This window comes from Klebsiella sp. 2-CIP_Kleb. (genome assembly GCF_050378715.1).
Lineage (GTDB): Bacteria > Pseudomonadota > Gammaproteobacteria > Enterobacterales > Enterobacteriaceae > Klebsiella > Klebsiella quasipneumoniae.
The window spans coordinates 25,484-41,456 of record NZ_JBNRLG010000012.1; the positions used below are offsets into that span (position 1 = coordinate 25,484).

General features: G+C 54.8%; 10 protein-coding genes and 3 pseudogenes. 12 read left to right on the forward strand and 1 reads right to left on the reverse strand.

Annotated features, from left to right (window positions below):
- Nucleotides 1-2: 2 nt before the first annotated feature.
- The 7 genes and pseudogenes from ACQUTP_RS24385 to ACQUTP_RS24415 all read left to right on the forward strand — a co-directional run bounded on the left by ACQUTP_RS24385 (nucleotide 3) and on the right by ACQUTP_RS24415 (nucleotide 11,308).
- A complete protein-coding gene (locus ACQUTP_RS24385; RefSeq protein WP_024623127.1) occupies nucleotides 3-530 on the forward strand; it encodes a conjugal transfer protein TraS in 528 nt (175 codons plus the stop codon).
- Between the two features lie 189 nt (nucleotides 531-719).
- Nucleotides 720-1,451 (forward strand): annotated as a pseudogene (gene traT, locus ACQUTP_RS24390) (conjugal transfer complement resistance protein TraT).
- Between the two features lie 361 nt (nucleotides 1,452-1,812).
- The gene (traD, locus tag ACQUTP_RS24395) at nucleotides 1,813-4,122 is read left to right on the forward strand and encodes a type IV conjugative transfer system coupling protein TraD (protein ID WP_428902475.1); all 2,310 of its coding nucleotides are present in this window, start codon (nucleotides 1,813-1,815) and stop codon (nucleotides 4,120-4,122) included.
- Nucleotides 4,122-9,383, forward strand: coding sequence for a conjugative transfer relaxase/helicase TraI (gene traI, locus ACQUTP_RS24400; protein WP_428902474.1), 5,262 nt, complete (start codon nucleotides 4,122-4,124; stop codon nucleotides 9,381-9,383). The genes traD and traI overlap by 1 nt, the downstream gene beginning before the upstream one ends.
- A 79-nt stretch (nucleotides 9,384-9,462) precedes the next feature.
- Entirely contained in the window at nucleotides 9,463-10,188 is a 726-nt protein-coding gene (gene traX / locus ACQUTP_RS24405; protein WP_023284651.1) for a type-F conjugative transfer system pilin acetylase TraX, read from the forward strand.
- 156 nt (nucleotides 10,189-10,344) lie between these two features.
- Nucleotides 10,345-10,941, forward strand: coding sequence for a fertility inhibition protein FinO (locus ACQUTP_RS24410; protein ID WP_023307531.1), 597 nt, complete (start codon nucleotides 10,345-10,347; stop codon nucleotides 10,939-10,941).
- Between the two features lie 19 nt (nucleotides 10,942-10,960).
- On the forward strand, nucleotides 10,961-11,308 hold the full coding sequence (locus tag ACQUTP_RS24415; RefSeq protein WP_015065646.1) for a DUF6404 family protein: 348 nt from the start codon (nucleotides 10,961-10,963) through the stop codon (nucleotides 11,306-11,308).
- 214 nt (nucleotides 11,309-11,522) lie between these two features.
- Here the strand turns inward: ACQUTP_RS24415 and ACQUTP_RS24420 are convergent, their stop codons facing one another.
- Complete coding sequence (locus ACQUTP_RS24420; protein ID WP_015065647.1) at nucleotides 11,523-12,068, reverse strand: hypothetical protein; 546 nt, start codon at nucleotides 12,066-12,068, stop codon at nucleotides 11,523-11,525.
- A gap of 359 nt (nucleotides 12,069-12,427) precedes the next feature.
- On the opposite strand from ACQUTP_RS24420, the gene ACQUTP_RS24425 reads away from it, so the two are divergent.
- From ACQUTP_RS24425 to ACQUTP_RS24445, 5 genes and pseudogenes are all read left to right on the forward strand, one after another.
- Entirely contained in the window at nucleotides 12,428-12,814 is a 387-nt protein-coding gene (locus ACQUTP_RS24425) for a hypothetical protein (protein WP_004152299.1), read from the forward strand.
- Nucleotides 12,727-14,745, forward strand: a complete 2,019-nt coding sequence (locus tag ACQUTP_RS24430; RefSeq protein WP_428902473.1) for an S-type pyocin domain-containing protein — start codon at nucleotides 12,727-12,729, stop codon at nucleotides 14,743-14,745. The genes ACQUTP_RS24425 and ACQUTP_RS24430 overlap by 88 nt, the downstream gene beginning before the upstream one ends.
- A 1-nt stretch (nucleotide 14,746) precedes the next feature.
- Nucleotides 14,747-15,004: a bacteriocin immunity protein gene (locus tag ACQUTP_RS24435; protein WP_021312405.1), complete on the forward strand. Its 258-nt coding sequence runs from the start codon at nucleotides 14,747-14,749 to the stop codon at nucleotides 15,002-15,004.
- 105 nt (nucleotides 15,005-15,109) lie between these two features.
- A pseudogene (locus tag ACQUTP_RS24440) lies at nucleotides 15,110-15,190 on the forward strand (hypothetical protein); the annotation flags it as partial.
- A 104-nt stretch (nucleotides 15,191-15,294) separates the two neighbouring features.
- A pseudogene (locus tag ACQUTP_RS24445) lies at nucleotides 15,295-15,845 on the forward strand (phospholipase D family protein).
- Nucleotides 15,846-15,973: the final 128 nt, after the last annotated feature.

A 15,973-nucleotide genomic window follows, 5' to 3' on the forward strand; every position in this document is an offset into this window, starting at 1 on the left:
TGATGATTACGAACAAACTACTTATTGAGGAAGTGGAGGAGCTGAAAAATCTACTTTCACAAGGGAAGGCTGAAATTCCATCTTTTTGGGAGTGCCTTTGGCCAGGCGTAGTGTTAGTTGTGTGGAATATGCTTTGCGCTGTAATTAGTGTGGATGCTGTTTATTTGTCCGGAAAGTATATATTTCATGTTTTGGTTTTTCCTGTCGGGGTCAGTATCATTATGCTCCTGGGTATTGCCAGTTCACGCTCTCTCTTTTTGTCAGTTCCTAAAAACTTTAGAGAAAAATCGAATATATATCGCTTTTTTTCTAAGAAGGTTTTGATTTATGCTGTTGTGTACATGGCAGTGATTATGTTATTAGCTATTTGTAATAGAGTGGTTTATGACACGCCGTTTTCTTTTGCATTTATGGTTATTTTAACGTCTGTTTTTTTTGGTTTTGTCATGAATCTAGATTTTGGACGCTATCAGCTATCATTGCTCACCTCTGCAATAAACTCTTTCCGAGCGGAAAAGTTGGGGGGGTAATCATCCAGAAGCGGCCTATCAATTATGGTGGTTTATTAACAGACTATAAATTTCTTTTGGTTATTATTATCTGTCTAGGTTGTTATTGGTTTTTACATCTCGCTTAAAATTCGTATATAGTGAATGCGCATTCCGAAATCATAAGAGAATGTGTATTTACTCGTATTGATTATGTCACAAGGATTCAGGATGAAGCTTAATAAAGTCATGGCTGTGATGGTCGTCAGCTCTGCGCTGGTGTTATCTGGATGTAGTGCAATGGGAACCGCCATTAAAAAGAGAAATCTGTAAGTAAAAACCCAGATGAGCGAAACAATCTGGCTGGAACCTTCAAATAATAAGACGGTTTATCTGCAAATCAAAAATACCTCCGATAAGGATATGAGTGGCCTGCAGGCAAAAATTGCCAGCGCCGTCACTTCAAAGGGATATCAGGTCGTCAGTAACCCGGATACGGCGGGCTACTGGATCCAGGCGAACGTGCTCAAGGCCGATAAAATGGACCTTCGTGAGTCTCAGGGCTGGTTAAGCCGGGGTTATGAGGGCGCTGTGACTGGCGCCGCTCTTGGGGCGGGGATTACCGCTTACAATTCCAGTTCCGCGGGAGCAACCCTGGGAGTAGGGCTTGCAGCCGGTCTGGTCGGAATGGCGGCTGACGCGATGGTGGAAGATGTGAACTACACCATGATCACCGATGTTCAGATCGCGGAAAGAACCAAAACTCAGGTTCAGACTGATAACGTGGCCGTATTGCGTCAGGGAACATCCGGCGCAAAAGTGCAGACAAGTACGGAAACGGGTAATCAGCACAAATACCAGACTCGCGTCGTCTCTAACGCTAATAAAGTTAACCTCAAGTTCCCTGAAGCCCAGCCTGTTCTTGAAGACCAGCTGGCAAAATCGATCGCAAATATTCTGTAAGTTTTCTACTCCACGGCCCGGGCACTCCGGGCCAGACTGGCATCACCTTTCTGGTGTGTCAGAGTTAATCCGTCAAATAATCAGTTAATTCCACATCTAAACGGTGAACAGTTGCGCAATTTATTTGTGCATCTGTGAGGCGTTGCCGCCTTCGGCGGAGTCTTTTCGTCTTTATTTGATCAGAGGTTATTTATGGCAATATCTGAACCTGTCAGGTCTCTTGAAACATATAAACTGATGCCTGGCGATATTTATTCACATCCTGCTGTGGGGGAGGCTTATTCCCTGCAACCCCGTTAGGTCTGTTTTCGCTGATTGATTTGTCCTTTCGACCCTAATACTTTACTGACGGATTAGTGCCATGAGTTTTAATGCCAAAGATATGACGCAGGGCGGTCAGATCGCCAATATGCGCTTTCGCATGTTTGGTCAGATTGCCAATATTATTTTCTACGTGCTGTTTATTTTATTCTGGGTGCTGTGCGGGCTGATGCTGATGTACCGGCTCAGCTGGCAGACCTTTGCGAACGGCTGCGTATACTGGTGGTGTACGACGCTGGGTCCGATGCGCGATATTATTCGTTCCCAGCCGGTATACACCATTCAGTATTACGGCCAGTCGCTGGAATATACCTCAGAACAAATCCTGGCCGATAAATATACTGTCTGGTGCGGTGAGCAGCTGTGGACCAGTATCGTCTTTGCTGCCGTGGTTTCTCTTGTTATCTGTATCGTGACGTTCTTCATCGCCAGCTGGGTGCTGGGCCGCCAGGGGAAACAGCAGAGTGAGGATGAGAATACCGGCGGGCGCCAGCTTTCCGATAAGCCCAAAGAAGTGGCCCGTCAGATGAAGCGTGATGGTATGGCCTCCGATATTAAAATTGGCGACCTGCCTATTCTTAAAAACTCCGAAATCCAGAACTTTTGCCTCCACGGTACCGTAGGTTCCGGTAAATCAGAAGTGATCCGCCGGCTACTGAATTATGTCCGTGCCCGGGGCGATATGGCCATCATTTACGATCGCTCCTGTGAGTTCGTCAAAAGCTATTACGACCCGTCACTGGATAAAATCCTCAACCCGCTGGATTCGCGCTGCGCGGCCTGGGATTTGTGGAAAGAGTGCCTGACGCTGCCGGACTTCGACAACATCTCCAACACCCTTATCCCGATGGGTACCAAAGAAGACCCGTTCTGGCAGGGCTCCGGTCGCACTATCTTTGCCGAAGGCGCGTATCTGATGCGCGAAGACGACGATCGCAGCTACGAGAAGCTGGTCGATACCATGCTGTCCATTAAAATCGACAAGCTGCGCGCCTATCTGCAGAACACGCCGGCAGCGAATCTGGTTGAAGAGAAAATTGAGAAAACCGCCATCTCCATTCGTGCCGTGCTGACCAACTACGTCAAGGCTATTCGCTACCTGCAGGGCATCGAGAAGAACGGGGAACCGTTCACTATTCGGGACTGGATGCGCGGTGTCCGTGAGGACAGACCCAATGGCTGGCTGTTTATCTCCTCCAACGCTGACACCCATGCTTCCCTGAAGCCGGTTATCTCGATGTGGCTGTCAATTGCCATCCGCGGCCTGCTGGCGATGGGGGAGAACCGTAACCGGCGCGTGTGGATATTCGCCGACGAGCTCCCCACGCTGCACAAGCTGCCTGACCTGGTCGAAATCCTCCCTGAGGCGCGTAAATTTGGTGGTTGTTATGTGTTCGGTATTCAGTCCTATGCCCAGCTGGAAGATATCTATGGCGTTAAGCCTGCCGCCACGCTCTTTGACGTAATGAATACCCGGGCCTTCTTCCGCTCCCCGAGTAAGGAGATCGCGGAGTTTGCTGCCGGTGAAATTGGCGAGAAGGAAATCCTCAAAGCCAGCGAGCAGTACTCTTACGGTGCTGACCCGGTGCGTGATGGTGTATCGACCGGGAAAGAAAAAGAGCGGGAAACGCTGGTCAGTTACTCCGATATTCAGACGCTGCCGGACCTGTCCTGTTACGTCACGCTGCCCGGACCGTATCCGGCCGTGAAGCTGGCCCTCAAATACAAGCCGCGTCCGAAAATTGCCGAGGGATTTATTCAGCGCCGACTCGATACGCGTGTTGACGCCCGCCTCAGTGCGCTGCTTGAAGCGCGTGAAGCTGAAGGCAGTCTTGCCAGGACGCTTTTTATGCCGGATGCGCCGGCATCCGGGCCCGCGGATACAAACAGTCACGCCGGTGAACAACCTGAGCCGATCAGTCAGCCTGCGCCAGCAGACATGACAGTATCTCCGGCACCGGTAAAAGCGCCGCCGACAACAAAGAGTCCGGCAGCGGAACCTTCCGTCAGAGCAACGGAGCCTCCCGTCCTGCGGGTCACGACCGTACCGTTGATCAAACCAAAAGCAGCCGCAGCGGCCACTGCTGCCTCAACAGCATCCTCTGCCGGTGCCCCTGCAGCAGCTGCAGGCGGGACAGAACAGGAACTGGCGCAGCAGTCCGCAGAGCAGGGGCAGGACATGCTTCCGGCCGGCATGAACGAGGACGGTGTGATTGAAGATATGCAGGCGTATGACGCCTGGGCAGATGAGCAGACACAGCGGGATATGCAGCGGCGTGAAGAGGTCGATATCAACCACAGCCACCGCCACGATGAACAGGATGATGTCGAGATTGGGGGGAACTTCTGATGATGTCGATTGGCTCCGTTAAATCGGCGGGCAGTGCCGGTAATTACTATACGGATAAGGATAATTACTACGTCATAGGGAGCATGGACGAACGCTGGCAGGGTAAGGGGGCTGAGGCGCTGGGGATCGACGGGAAAGCCGTGGATAAGGCGCTGTTTACGGAACTGCTGAAAGGGAAGCTGCCGGATGGCAGCGACCTGACCCGGATACAGGACGGCGCCAACAAGCACCGGCCCGGTTATGACCTGACCTTCTCGGCCCCCAAAAGCGTGTCGGTCATGGCGATGCTGGGCGGCGATAAACGCCTTATCGATGCCCACAACCAGGCGGTAACCGAAGCGGTGCGGCAACTGGAGACGCTGGCCGCGACCCGGGCCATGACGGACGGTAAAAGCGAAACGGTGCTGACCGGAAATCTGATTGTGGCGAAATTCAACCACGACACGAACCGTAACCAGGAACCTCAGATACACACCCATGCCGTCGTCATTAACGCCACGCAGAACGGGGACAAATGGCAGTCTCTCGGCACAGATAAGATCGGTAAAACAGGTTTTATCGAAAACGTGTACGCGAACCAGATAGCGTTCGGGAAGCTGTACCGGGAGGCGTTCAAACCCCTGGTTGAGAAGCTTGGCTATGAGACGGAAGTTGTGGGCAAACACGGGATGTGGGAGATGAAAGGGGTCCCTGTGGAACCGTTCTCCACCCGGTCTCAGGAGGTCAGGGAGGCCGCAGGGCCCGATGCATCCCTGAAGTCCCGGGATGTGGCCGCGCTCGATACCCGCAAGTCGAAAGAAGCCATCGATCCGGCAGAGAAGATGGTGGAGTGGATGAACACGCTGAAGGAGACCGGATTTGACATCCGGGGGTACCGTGAGGCCGCCGATGCGCGAGCCGCAGAGCTGGCCTGTGCACCTGCCGCGCCGGTGAACACTGACGGTCCGGATATCACGGATGTGGTGACGAAAGCGATTGCCGGTCTCAGCGACCGCAAGGTGCAGTTCACGTATGCCGACCTGCTGGCACGCACGGTCGGCCAGCTGGAGGCGAAGGACGGTGTGTTTGAGCTGGCGAGAAAGGGCATCGATGCCGCCATTGAACGGGAGCAGCTTATCCCTCTCGATCGCGAGAAAGGCCTGTTCACCTCAAACATCCACGTTCTCGATGAACTCGCCGTCAAAGCCCTGAGTCAGGAGGTGCAGCGCCATAATCATGTCTCAGTCACGCCTGATGCGTCTGTGGTGCGCCAGGTCCCTTTCAGCGATGCCGTCAGCGTGCTGGCGCAGGATCGCCCGGTAATGGGTATCGTTTCCGGTCAGGGCGGTGCAACCGGCCAGCGGGAGCGGGTGGCCGAGTTAACCCTGATGGCCCGGGAGCAGGGGCGTGACGTCCATATCCTGGCGGCCGATAACCGCTCACGTGATTTTCTCGCCGGTGATGTGCGTCTGGCCGGGGAAACGGTGACCGGTAAATCCGCCCTGCAGGACGGGACGGCGTTTATTCCAGGCGGAACACTCATCGTGGATCAGGCGGAGAAGCTGAGCCTGAAGGAAACGATTTCCCTGCTCGATGGCGCGATGCGCCATAACGTGCAGGTCCTGCTCTCCGACAGCGGGAAGCGCAGCGGGACCGGCAGCGCGCTGACGGTGCTGAAGGACAGCGGCGTGAATACGTATCGCTGGCAGGGTGGCCATCAGACCACAGCCGACATCATCAGTGAACCGGATAAAGGAGCACGCTACAGCCGGCTGGCACAGGAGTTTGCCGTCAGCGTGCGTGAAGGGCAGGAAAGCGTGGCCCAAATCAGCGGGACGCGTGAACAGAGCGTACTCAACGGCCTCATCCGTGACTCCCTCAGACAGGAGGGGGTGCTGGGTGAGAAAGACACGACCATTACAGCCCTGACGCCGGTGTGGCTGGACAGCAAAAGCCGGGGCGTGCGGGATTATTACCGGGAGGGGATGGTGATGGAACGCTGGGATCCGGAGACCCGGACGCACGATCGCTTTGTCATTGACCGGGTGACCGCGAGCAGCAATATGCTGACCCTGAAAGACCGGGAAGGGGGCCGTCTGGATCTGAAGGTTTCCGCGGTCGACAGCCAGTGGACGCTGTTCCGGGCAGAAACACTGCCGGTGGCAGAGGGGGAACGTCTGGCGGTGCTCGGGAAGATACCGGACACACGCCTGAAAGGCGGGGAAAGCATCACGGTGATGAAAGTGGAGGAAGGGCAGCTGACGGTACAGCGGCCGGGGCAGAAAACCACGCAGACCCTGGCCGTGGGCGCGGGTGTGTTTGACGGTATTAAAATCGGCCACGGCTGGGTGGAAAGTCCCGGCAGGTCGGTTAGCGAGACGGCAACGGTCTTTGCGTCGGTGACGCAGCGTGAGCTGGATAACGCCACCCTCAACCAGCTGGCGCAGAGCGGAAGTCATCTCCGGCTGTACTCGGCGCAGGATGCGGCGCGCACGACGGAGAAGCTGTCGCGGCATACCGCCTTCAGCGTGGTCTCAGAGCAGCTGAAGACCCGATCCGGCGAGACGGACCTGGATGCGGCCATTGCGCAGCAGAAGGCCGGACTGCGTACCCCGGCAGAACAGGCCATTCACCTGGCCATCCCGCTGCTTGAAAGTGAGAAACTGACCTTCTCCCGGCCCCAGCTGCTGGCGACGGCGCTGGAAACCGGGGGCGGGAAGGTTCCGATGGCGGACATCGACACGACCATTCAGACACAAATCAGGTCGGGGCAGTTGCTGAATGTACCGGTGGCGCACGGCTACGGCAATGACCTGCTGATTTCCCGTCAGACCTGGGACGCCGAAAAAAGCATCCTGACCCACGTGCTGGAAGGTAAAGGCGCGGTGGCCCCCCTGATGGACCGCGTGCCGGCCAGTCTGATGACGGACCTGACCGCCGGACAGCGGGCGGCGACCCGGATGATTCTGGAAAGCACGGATCGGTTCACGGTGGTTCAGGGGTATGCCGGGGTGGGGAAAACCACCCAGTTCCGGGCAGTCATGAGTGCCATCAGTCTGCTGCCGGAAGAGACCCGTCCGCGCGTCATCGGTCTGGCGCCGACGCATCGCGCGGTCGGGGAAATGCAGAGTGCCGGCGTGGAGGCGCGCACGACGGCGTCGTTCCTCCACGACACGCAGCTGCTGCAGCGCAATGGCCAGACACCCGATTTCAGCAACACCCTGTTTCTGCTCGACGAGAGCTCGATGGTGGGGCTGGCCGATATGGCAAAAGCCCACTCCCTCATCGTAGCCGGCGGTGGACGGGCGGTGTCCAGTGGGGATAACGACCAGCTGCAGCCCATCGCGTCGGGCCAGCCGTTCAGGCTGATGCAGCAGCGCAGCGCCGCCGACGTTGCCATCATGAAAGAGATTGTGCGCCAGGTGCCTGAGCTGCGACCGGCGGTCTACAGCCTGATTGAGCGGGATGTGCACCGCGCCCTGATCACCATTGAGCAGGTCACGCCGGAACAGGTGCCGAGAAAAGAAGGCGTCTGGGCGCCGGGCAGTTCTGTGGTGGAATTCACGCCAAAGCAGGAAAAGGCGATAGAAAAGGCGCTGAGCGAGGGGAAAACCCTGCCGGCAGGTCAGCCCGCGACGCTCTACGAGGCGCTGGTGAAGGACTATACCGGACGGACCCCGGAGGCACAGTCACAGACGCTGGTGATCACCCATCTGAATAAGGACCGGCGGACGCTGAACGGTATGATCCATGACGCACGGCGGGAGAACGGGGAAACCGGCAAAGAGGAAATCACCCTGCCGGTGCTGGTCACGAGCAACATCCGTGACGGTGAACTGCGCAAACTGTCGACCTGGACGGCTCATAAGGAGGCGGTGGCGCTGGTTGATAACGTATACCACCGTATCAGCAAAGTGGATAAGGCTAATCAGCTGATCACCCTGACAGACAGTGACGGAAAGGAGCGATATATTTCACCCCGGGAGGCATCGGCAGAAGGCGTCACGCTCTATCGTCAGGAAAAGATCACCGTGTCTCAGGGGGACCGAATGCGCTTCAGCAAAAGTGACCCGGAGCGCGGCTATGTGGCCAACAGTATCTGGGAGGTGCAGTCTGTTTCGGGTGACAGTGTCACGCTGTCTGATGGCAAACTCACCCGCACGCTGACCCCGAAGGCGGATCAGGCGCAGCAGCATATCGACCTCGCCTACGCCATCACGGCTCACGGCGCCCAGGGGGCCAGCGAACGGTATGCCATCGCGCTGGAAGGGGTGGCCGGTGGTCGGGAACAGATGGCCAGCTTTGAGTCTGCCTATGTGGCGTTATCCCGCATGAAACAGCATGTTCAGGTCTACACCGACAGCCGTGAGGGCTGGATAAAGGCCATCCAGCATTCACCTGAGAAAGCGACGGCGCACGATATTCTGGAACCCCGTAACGACCGGGCGGTGAAAACCGCCGATCTGCTGTTCGGGCGGGCAAGGCCACTGGATGAAACCGCCGCTGGCCGGGCAGCCCTGCAGCAGTCCGGTCTGGCACAGGGAAATTCACCGGGAAAATTCATTTCTCCGGGGAAAAAGTACCCTCAACCACATGTGGCGCTGCCGGCATTTGATAAAAACGGGAAAGCCGCCGGTATCTGGCTCAGCCCGCTGACCGATCGGGACGGACGGCTGGAGGCCATCGGCGGAGAGGGACGGATTATGGGCAATGACGCCGCCCGGTTCGTGGCGCTGCAGAACAGCCGCAACGGTGAAAGCCTGCTGGCCGGGAATATGGGGGAGGGCGTCAGAATGGCCCGCGACAATCCCGATACCGGGGTGGTGGTGCGGCTGGCCGGTGATGACCGCCCCTGGAACCCCGGGGCCATGACCGGCGGGCGGATATGGGCTGATCCGGCGCCGGTGGCCCCGGTACCGCAGGCCGGGGCTGACATTATCCTCCCGCCAGAGGTTCTGGCGCAGCGGGCGGCAGAAGAACAGCAGCGCCGGGAAATGGAAAAACAGGCGGAACAGACTGCCCGAGAAGTGGCCGGGGAGGCGCGTAAAGCCGGCGAGCCGGCGGACCGGGTGAAAGAGGTTATCGGGGACGTCATTCGCGGACTGGAGCGTGACCGGCCGGGTACGGAGAAAACGACGCTACCGGATGATCCTCAGTTCCGGCGCCAGGAGGCGGCGATTCAGCAGGTGGCCTCAGAAAGTCTGCAGCGTGAACGTCTGCAGGCTGTGGAGCGGGACATGGTGCGCGACCTGAACCGCGAGAAAACCCTCGGGGGCGACTGACGCGCCTGCGGCTTGTCTGCTCCGGCAGCCTCCCCGATTAAAATCGGGCAGTCTGCCGGAGCGCTAAAAGGAAAAAAACATGAGAGCACAACACACATTTCCAGGTGCGACAGACCGCTGGCTTCATCGCCTGCTGACCTGGGCACCGGGACAAACGGATATGATTAAAACGGTCGCACTGGTACTGATGGTGACTGACCACACCGGCTTACTGCTGGCCGGAAACAATGAAGTGATGCGCCTGCTGGGACGGGGCTGTTTTCCGCTGTTCGGTCTGGCATGGGGAATGAATCTGGCCCGGCACGCGGAAATACGCCAGTCGCAGCTCAACAGCCTGTGGGTCTGGGCGCTGGTCGCCCAGGTGTCGTTTATGCTCATCGGGTACCCGTGGTATTCCGGGAATATTCTGTTTGCCTTTGCCGTCACGGGCCAGGTCCTGCGGTGGGTCAGCCAGCCGTCCTGGTATTACACCCTCCCGGCGGCTGGACTGCTGGTCGCCTGGATACCCCTGTCAACCGCCAGCTACGGCATGGCCGGAGTGGGCATGCTCACCGCCAGCTGGCTGCTTTGTCGCGCACAGCATGCACAGGAACGGCTGGGATACGGGGTGCTGTGGGCCCTCATGGTGTTGCTGATGAATATGCATGACGTGAGTGAATCAGTGGCCGGGCTGGCGATTGCGCTGCTGACGCTGATGGTGTGCTCATCTGCCGGAGAACGTGTGAAACGCTTCTGGCCGCGGCAGTTCTTCGTGATGTTCTATGCGGTGCACCTGGCGGTACTCGGTATTGTCGTCTCGATGTAAAAAAAAACCGGACACAGGTCCGGGGGGCGGGCACATTGCCCGTAAACGTGACAAAGGGGACATCATCGTTGTGTCCACTGCATTGCGAGGTGAAACGATGATACCGTTAGCGTATCGTATAGCACAGACCTGTAGCTTTTATTGATATGGCCCCTTATGAGTGAAGAAAAACGCCCTGTACTGAGCCTGAAACGAAAACCGGCGGAGAACAGTACGGCCCCCGCAGAGGCAACCCCTGCTCCTGGTGTGGTGCGCCGAAAGAAGGTCGTGGTGGTCTCGTCCCCGCCGGCCTGGAAGGCAAAAAAAGAGAAACTTGAGAAGGTTAAACAAGCGGCCGAAGCCGCCGCGCGCAACGCTGCGCCGGTGCCGGTTAACGCGGTAAAGACGCCACCTCCGGTGCGTTATCTTCGCCTGCTGCCGCCGGAACAGGCCATTATGACGCTGAAGGCATTCTGGCCACAGCTGTTCGACGGAAACTCACCCCGTCTGCTGGCAACGGGCATGCGCGAACAGCTGTTTGCCGACATTGTGAACCGTGACCTGCCGCTGTCGCATAAACAGGTGATTAAGTGCCTGAAGAGTCTGACCCGGTCTGCGGGCTATCTGTCCCGGATGAAGGAGGGAGCCGCCCGCTATGATCTGCAGGGGAACGCCGTCGCGACCGTCACTGCAGGGGAAGCGCAGTACGCCAGCGAGCGCATGATGAAAGAACTCCTGCGAACTGAGCGTATGCGGAGCCAGTCAGCTGGCTGAATACAATCGAGGAGAGGAAATGGATTTTGAAGCGCGGAAACAAAAGGCGCTGGCGATAATGGCCAGCCGTAAGATGTGGAAAAGCAATTATGCACCGCTTCTGATACGACTGTTGTGGCGGCTGGGGATAAACATTCCCCCGCTGCCGTTTGCTCCGTTCTGGCAGGTTTTTGGCGTGATGGCAGGCTCTTTCTCCGTCGGATACGGACTGTGGATGTACTGGATGGTGTGGCGGGCCCAGGGGATGCCACCCCTGTTCGCTTGCAAAATCAGTCTTATTGCGGGCGTGTTATTTGGCCTGACGATGGCACTGTTTCATCTGTGGCGCCGAAAGATGAATAAATTACCTGACTGGAAAGATTTATAACGGAATCAGAAGAACGCCGGAAACAGGACTTACCCTGGCTGAATGGCATGAATTTCCGCGCTATGCACTTGCGTGCATACTCATGCATGCCGTAAAAACAGCCCCTGCGCGTTTCTGGCGGGTTTTCGGTGTTTTGCCAGTTTCCCGTCAGAAACGCCCTGAGGCCGTTCTGGCGGTGCTTACAATTAAGGGATTATGGTAAATGGTGACTTGGTTAATCATAAACATCCTGGGGGATGGCATACACCAGCTGGATATCCGGTGCATCGTTGAGCCATCGACCTGATTTTTTCATCAGGTAGCCACCAATTTCTTCGGTAGTCAGCCGAGCATGAAACAATGCTTCATCATTGAACCAGCAGTCAGGGTGATAGATGAGATCCAGTGGGTTTGCCCTGAAATTAATCTCCAGTAACTGGAGTGCATAGCTGTGGTCAGATGCACTACCTTCTGCTTTGCGTATGAAGTTGATAACGTCGTTCAGTTCTGTCCATGTAAAGTCATCAAGGTATTTTTCCTGATTAAGCGCCATCCTGGTGAAATCTAGTGCACTTGTCCAGGATGAAAAATCACGAAAATCAGAGAACCCGCAGGGCATGACGACCTGTGCATTCCAGTCTGCCATCATCTGTTTTAGTTCTTCATTGTTTTCGTCCATCCCGTTATCGATGTGATCGAGAATGTCATTCAGCTGACTGACCAGTTCTTTCATCTGTTTACGGGTGACCCGTGCGGGTTTCATTCGCTCAGGTAATGGCATCAGAAATACTCTCTTTTTTATCGTGCACTCGGGGGAACTAAGTAATCTATCGGGCTATGAATCAGAGCTCAAATCGTTTTTTTCTTTCTGATGATCCGCATTCTGCCTCGGGTCCACCTCTGCTGTTATTTTTAAGTGAATGAAAATAAATAAAAATATTGTTAACCACGACATATTGACAGAGCTGGTATATCAAGAGCAGCATCAAAATATTGTATATAAATACATGCTTTTATATGCAGTAACTGGCGTGGCAGAGAACTAATAACAGCCTCCGGATAGCTGTCCTGAAGCAATAAACCGCACGCCGTATTTCAGAAAATTGGAAAACAAAAAAAACAAAAGAAGGAAATGTGTGATTGGTGGATTTAACTATAACGGTGAGGGTGCTACGAGCTCAGGCCTTAGCTCTCCTTCTGCCAGTGATGTGGCTAATCAGTTTAATAGTTTTGGTGGGACGCAAATCCGGGCATCAGATGTCTCGAATATTCGCAGTGATGGTAATGGTGGGTATATGGCGGATATTCGGGGGCAGATTCACACTGTGTCCTCTGAGGAAGGCTCAACAACTGTCAGTGGCTTCGATGGTGTCCGCAGTTCTTCTACCGGTAATGGCGGAAGTCAGGGTGGGCAGGGGCCACAGGGACAGTCTCTTGTTATGCATAACGGGCAGATGGGATACTGGGAAAACCGATCATCCGGGGCTGGTAATAACGAACATACTACCCGCGCTTTTGTGGCTGTAGGCCCATCAGAAGCAGAAAAAGCTGCACGAGCGGAGAAGGTAGCTAAGGAAAAACAGCAAGCAGAAGAGGCTGCAAAAGCATTCGCAGCGAAAACAGCAGCGGCATCCGCCGCTGCTGAAAAAGAACGTCAGAATGCGATTTATGCTGCGGCTGCTGCAGGTCAACATCAAACTGTTCCTGATGCGCGTAATAATCTGAATCAGGCGACTGCTGAAGCATCACGCCTGAAAACAGTGGCAGATAATGCCCTTAATACAGCGAAGAATAAGCGAAAGGAAGCTATCGATGCCGTACCAGTAGCAACTCAGGCTGAGAAAAAATATCAGGATCTGCAGCAAAGCATTAAAGGCCTCACTCTAAATAATAACGGCCAATACGGTACCCAAAAATGGGAGGTTATCAGTTCGAATAAAGAACATGACCACTGGGGATACCGGTTCTATCCATCTGGGATCACAAAAGCTCAGGTTGATGCAGCGCAGAATGATGCGGTGAACAAACGAAATGCTGCTACCAGTCTTGCCAGTCAGGCAACGGCCGCTGAGCAGGCCAGTCTGCAGGCATCAGCTGCCTATAATGCTGCAGAAACGCGCCGTCAGGCTGCCCAGACTGCATTAGCGTCCGCAGAACAAGCCGCCGCTGCTGAACGTAAACGCCAGGAGGCGGAAGCAGCAGCCGCCGCTGCGGCAGAAAAAAAACGACAGGCTGATGCAGCAGCGAAAGCCGCTGAGGAGGCCAGAGCCATTGCTGAAAAAGCAAAAGCGCTGCAGGCCCGTTGTACAGCCGCAGATAAACTGAAATCTTCAGAGATTCAGGCTGTCAGGGGTATCCCGGCTACAGCGGCACCTTTTGCTATTCCTCTGACCTGGTCAACTGCGTCACGTGGAGGTTTTACTCTGTCGGCTGATGCTGCGGCCAGCCTGGGAGCTTTCATCAGCGAGGCTCTGGCGACGTTAAGTATCGCTGTGGTGGCTAACCCAGTAGCATTAACCATTGTCGGTCTTGTGTTATCGAAATCAGTTGGCGTCGGTAGTGATATGGTGCCCGGTCGGGATATCAGTTCGATGATGCCTGGCGATGCGTTTGGTCTGCCTGATACCGCGGCATTGAATAAAGCAGCAGATCAGAAAACATCTGTCAGTATGCCGGTTCGTGGCCGTCTGGTTATGAATGATAGCGGCATTCTGGATGTTCAGCTGGTCAAAACCAATACTGCCGGTGCCGTGAAGGTCGCTCGTGCTGTACTGGATAAGGAAACCGGCTACTGGGGCTATACTCTTCCCGCTGTCGCAGATGTACCGGCGCAAACTATTTTTGTCAGCCCGGCTGACGCACTTGGTGCAAATGGACCACTGACGCTAAGCGGGCCGGTACCACTACCGGAGCGTATTCTGCATACCGGTGATCAGATTTCGGCGCCACAGGCTACAGATAAAACCGTGACGCCGGTAGCGGATGACCTCGATTTTGACGATATTATTCTGGTGTTTCCACCGGAGTCCGGCCTAAAACCGCTGTATGTGATGTACCGTAGCCCTCGTAACATGCCCGGTACAGTAAGCGGCAAAGGGCAGAACGTTGGCAATAACTGGATGGGGGGGGCCAGTACCGGGGATGGTGCTCCTGTTCCTTCCCAGATTGCGGATAAATTACGCGGGAAGACTTTCGGTAGTTTTGATTCTACCCGTCGGGCGTTCTGGAAAGCGGTTGCTGACGATTCTGCACTAAGCAAGCAATTTAGTGAAGCTGATATTAATCAGATGAAAGCTGGAAGGGCACCTACTGCGGACTTTTTAGAATCAGTAGGGAAACGTGTTAAAATTGAATTACACCACGAAAAAGAAATATCTCAAGGAGGGGCTGTTATGGATGTCGATAACATTAAGGCGCTAACACCTAAAAATCATATTGAGACACATAAAGGAAAATAAAATGGCTGGTAATAAAATTTCAGATTTTACGGAAGAAGAATTTACTGCTTTTGTTAGTAAAATAATCGCTGCTGATTTTCCAACTGACAAAGAGAACGATGATGCTATTTATTCGTTCGCCCAACTAACAGAGCATCCTGCTGGTTGGAACCTCATCTTCAAGCCTAAGGTAGGCGAAGATTCTTCGGCGAAAGGAATTGTTAAAACCGTAAAGGAATGGCGAGCTGCTAACGGTAAGCCAGGTTTTAAAAAATCGTGATTGGATGTGCGGGTTCAGGTGATGAATCCGCACATTTTTAACTCTGGATTTGAAGAATAATTACTAGATATCCATTATTTTTTCCTGTCGCCAAACTGACCCCATGATGGATGGTTTCTGGGCTCTGTCCACGATACCGGCGACGGACCCGTCTGCTACTGGTTTCGGCATACCACAAAATCCTGACGCCTCCGCATGGCGTCGTTGTCCAACCCCGGGAACGGGGAAAAGCCAGTTTCCCCCGCTCCCGGCGTTTCTTAAACACCCGTTAAGGAAATACTGTGAAAAAAATGAACCGTACACTCCACAAATGTTGTCTGTCGGGGCTTATCAGCCTGGCTTTGTGTGCACCTGTTCCGGCCGTGTATGCCGCCAGCATCGAGACGGGATATTCTCCGGAAGGAACGGCTCTGCAGTTGGTCCTGAAGACTATTGATTCTGCGCAGCAGGAAATCCGACTGATGGGGTATTCCTTTACCTCGCCTGAAGTCGCCGGTGCGCTTGTCAGGGCAAAGCGGCGTGGTGTCGATGTGAAAGTGGTTCTGGACTGGAAAGCCAATACCGGCAAGCAAAACCAGGCGAGCCTGGCGGCCATGAATCTTCTGGTCAATGCCGGCATCCCGGTTCGCACAGTGTCGCAGTACAAAATCATGCACGACAAAGTCATCATTGCCGACGGCCGCAATATTGAAGTCGGGTCTTTTAACTACACCCGCCCGCTGATCGGGTCAATTCAGAGAACGTGCTTGTCGTATGGGATGATCCAGTCGTTGCTCAACGCTATCTGCAGCACTGGTTGACTCGCTGGTCGCAGGGTACGGACTGGAAACGGGCTTATTAATGCTCCTCAGACATAAAACGAGCATCAATACGGTTTACTTACGTCCATGCTAAAGCGCCTGGTCCGCCCGTCGCTCGTATCTTATCTCTTAAGCCTTGCCCCTGAAGGTACTCACTTTTAGTTCAGGA

Coding starts and splice junctions, on each gene's coding strand:
- ACQUTP_RS24435 (WP_021312405.1), top strand. CDS start 14,747: ATGGCTGGTAATAAAATTTCAGATTTTACGGAAGAAGAATTTACTGCT.
- ACQUTP_RS24420 (WP_015065647.1), bottom strand. CDS start 12,068: ATGCCATTACCTGAGCGAATGAAACCCGCACGGGTCACCCGTAAACAG.
- traI (WP_428902474.1), top strand. CDS start 4,122: ATGATGTCGATTGGCTCCGTTAAATCGGCGGGCAGTGCCGGTAATTAC.
- ACQUTP_RS24430 (WP_428902473.1), top strand. CDS start 12,727: ATGCATAACGGGCAGATGGGATACTGGGAAAACCGATCATCCGGGGCT.
- ACQUTP_RS24415 (WP_015065646.1), top strand. CDS start 10,961: ATGGATTTTGAAGCGCGGAAACAAAAGGCGCTGGCGATAATGGCCAGC.
- ACQUTP_RS24410 (WP_023307531.1), top strand. CDS start 10,345: ATGAGTGAAGAAAAACGCCCTGTACTGAGCCTGAAACGAAAACCGGCG.
- traX (WP_023284651.1), top strand. CDS start 9,463: ATGAGAGCACAACACACATTTCCAGGTGCGACAGACCGCTGGCTTCAT.
- traD (WP_428902475.1), top strand. CDS start 1,813: ATGAGTTTTAATGCCAAAGATATGACGCAGGGCGGTCAGATCGCCAAT.
- ACQUTP_RS24385 (WP_024623127.1), top strand. CDS start 3: ATGATTACGAACAAACTACTTATTGAGGAAGTGGAGGAGCTGAAAAAT.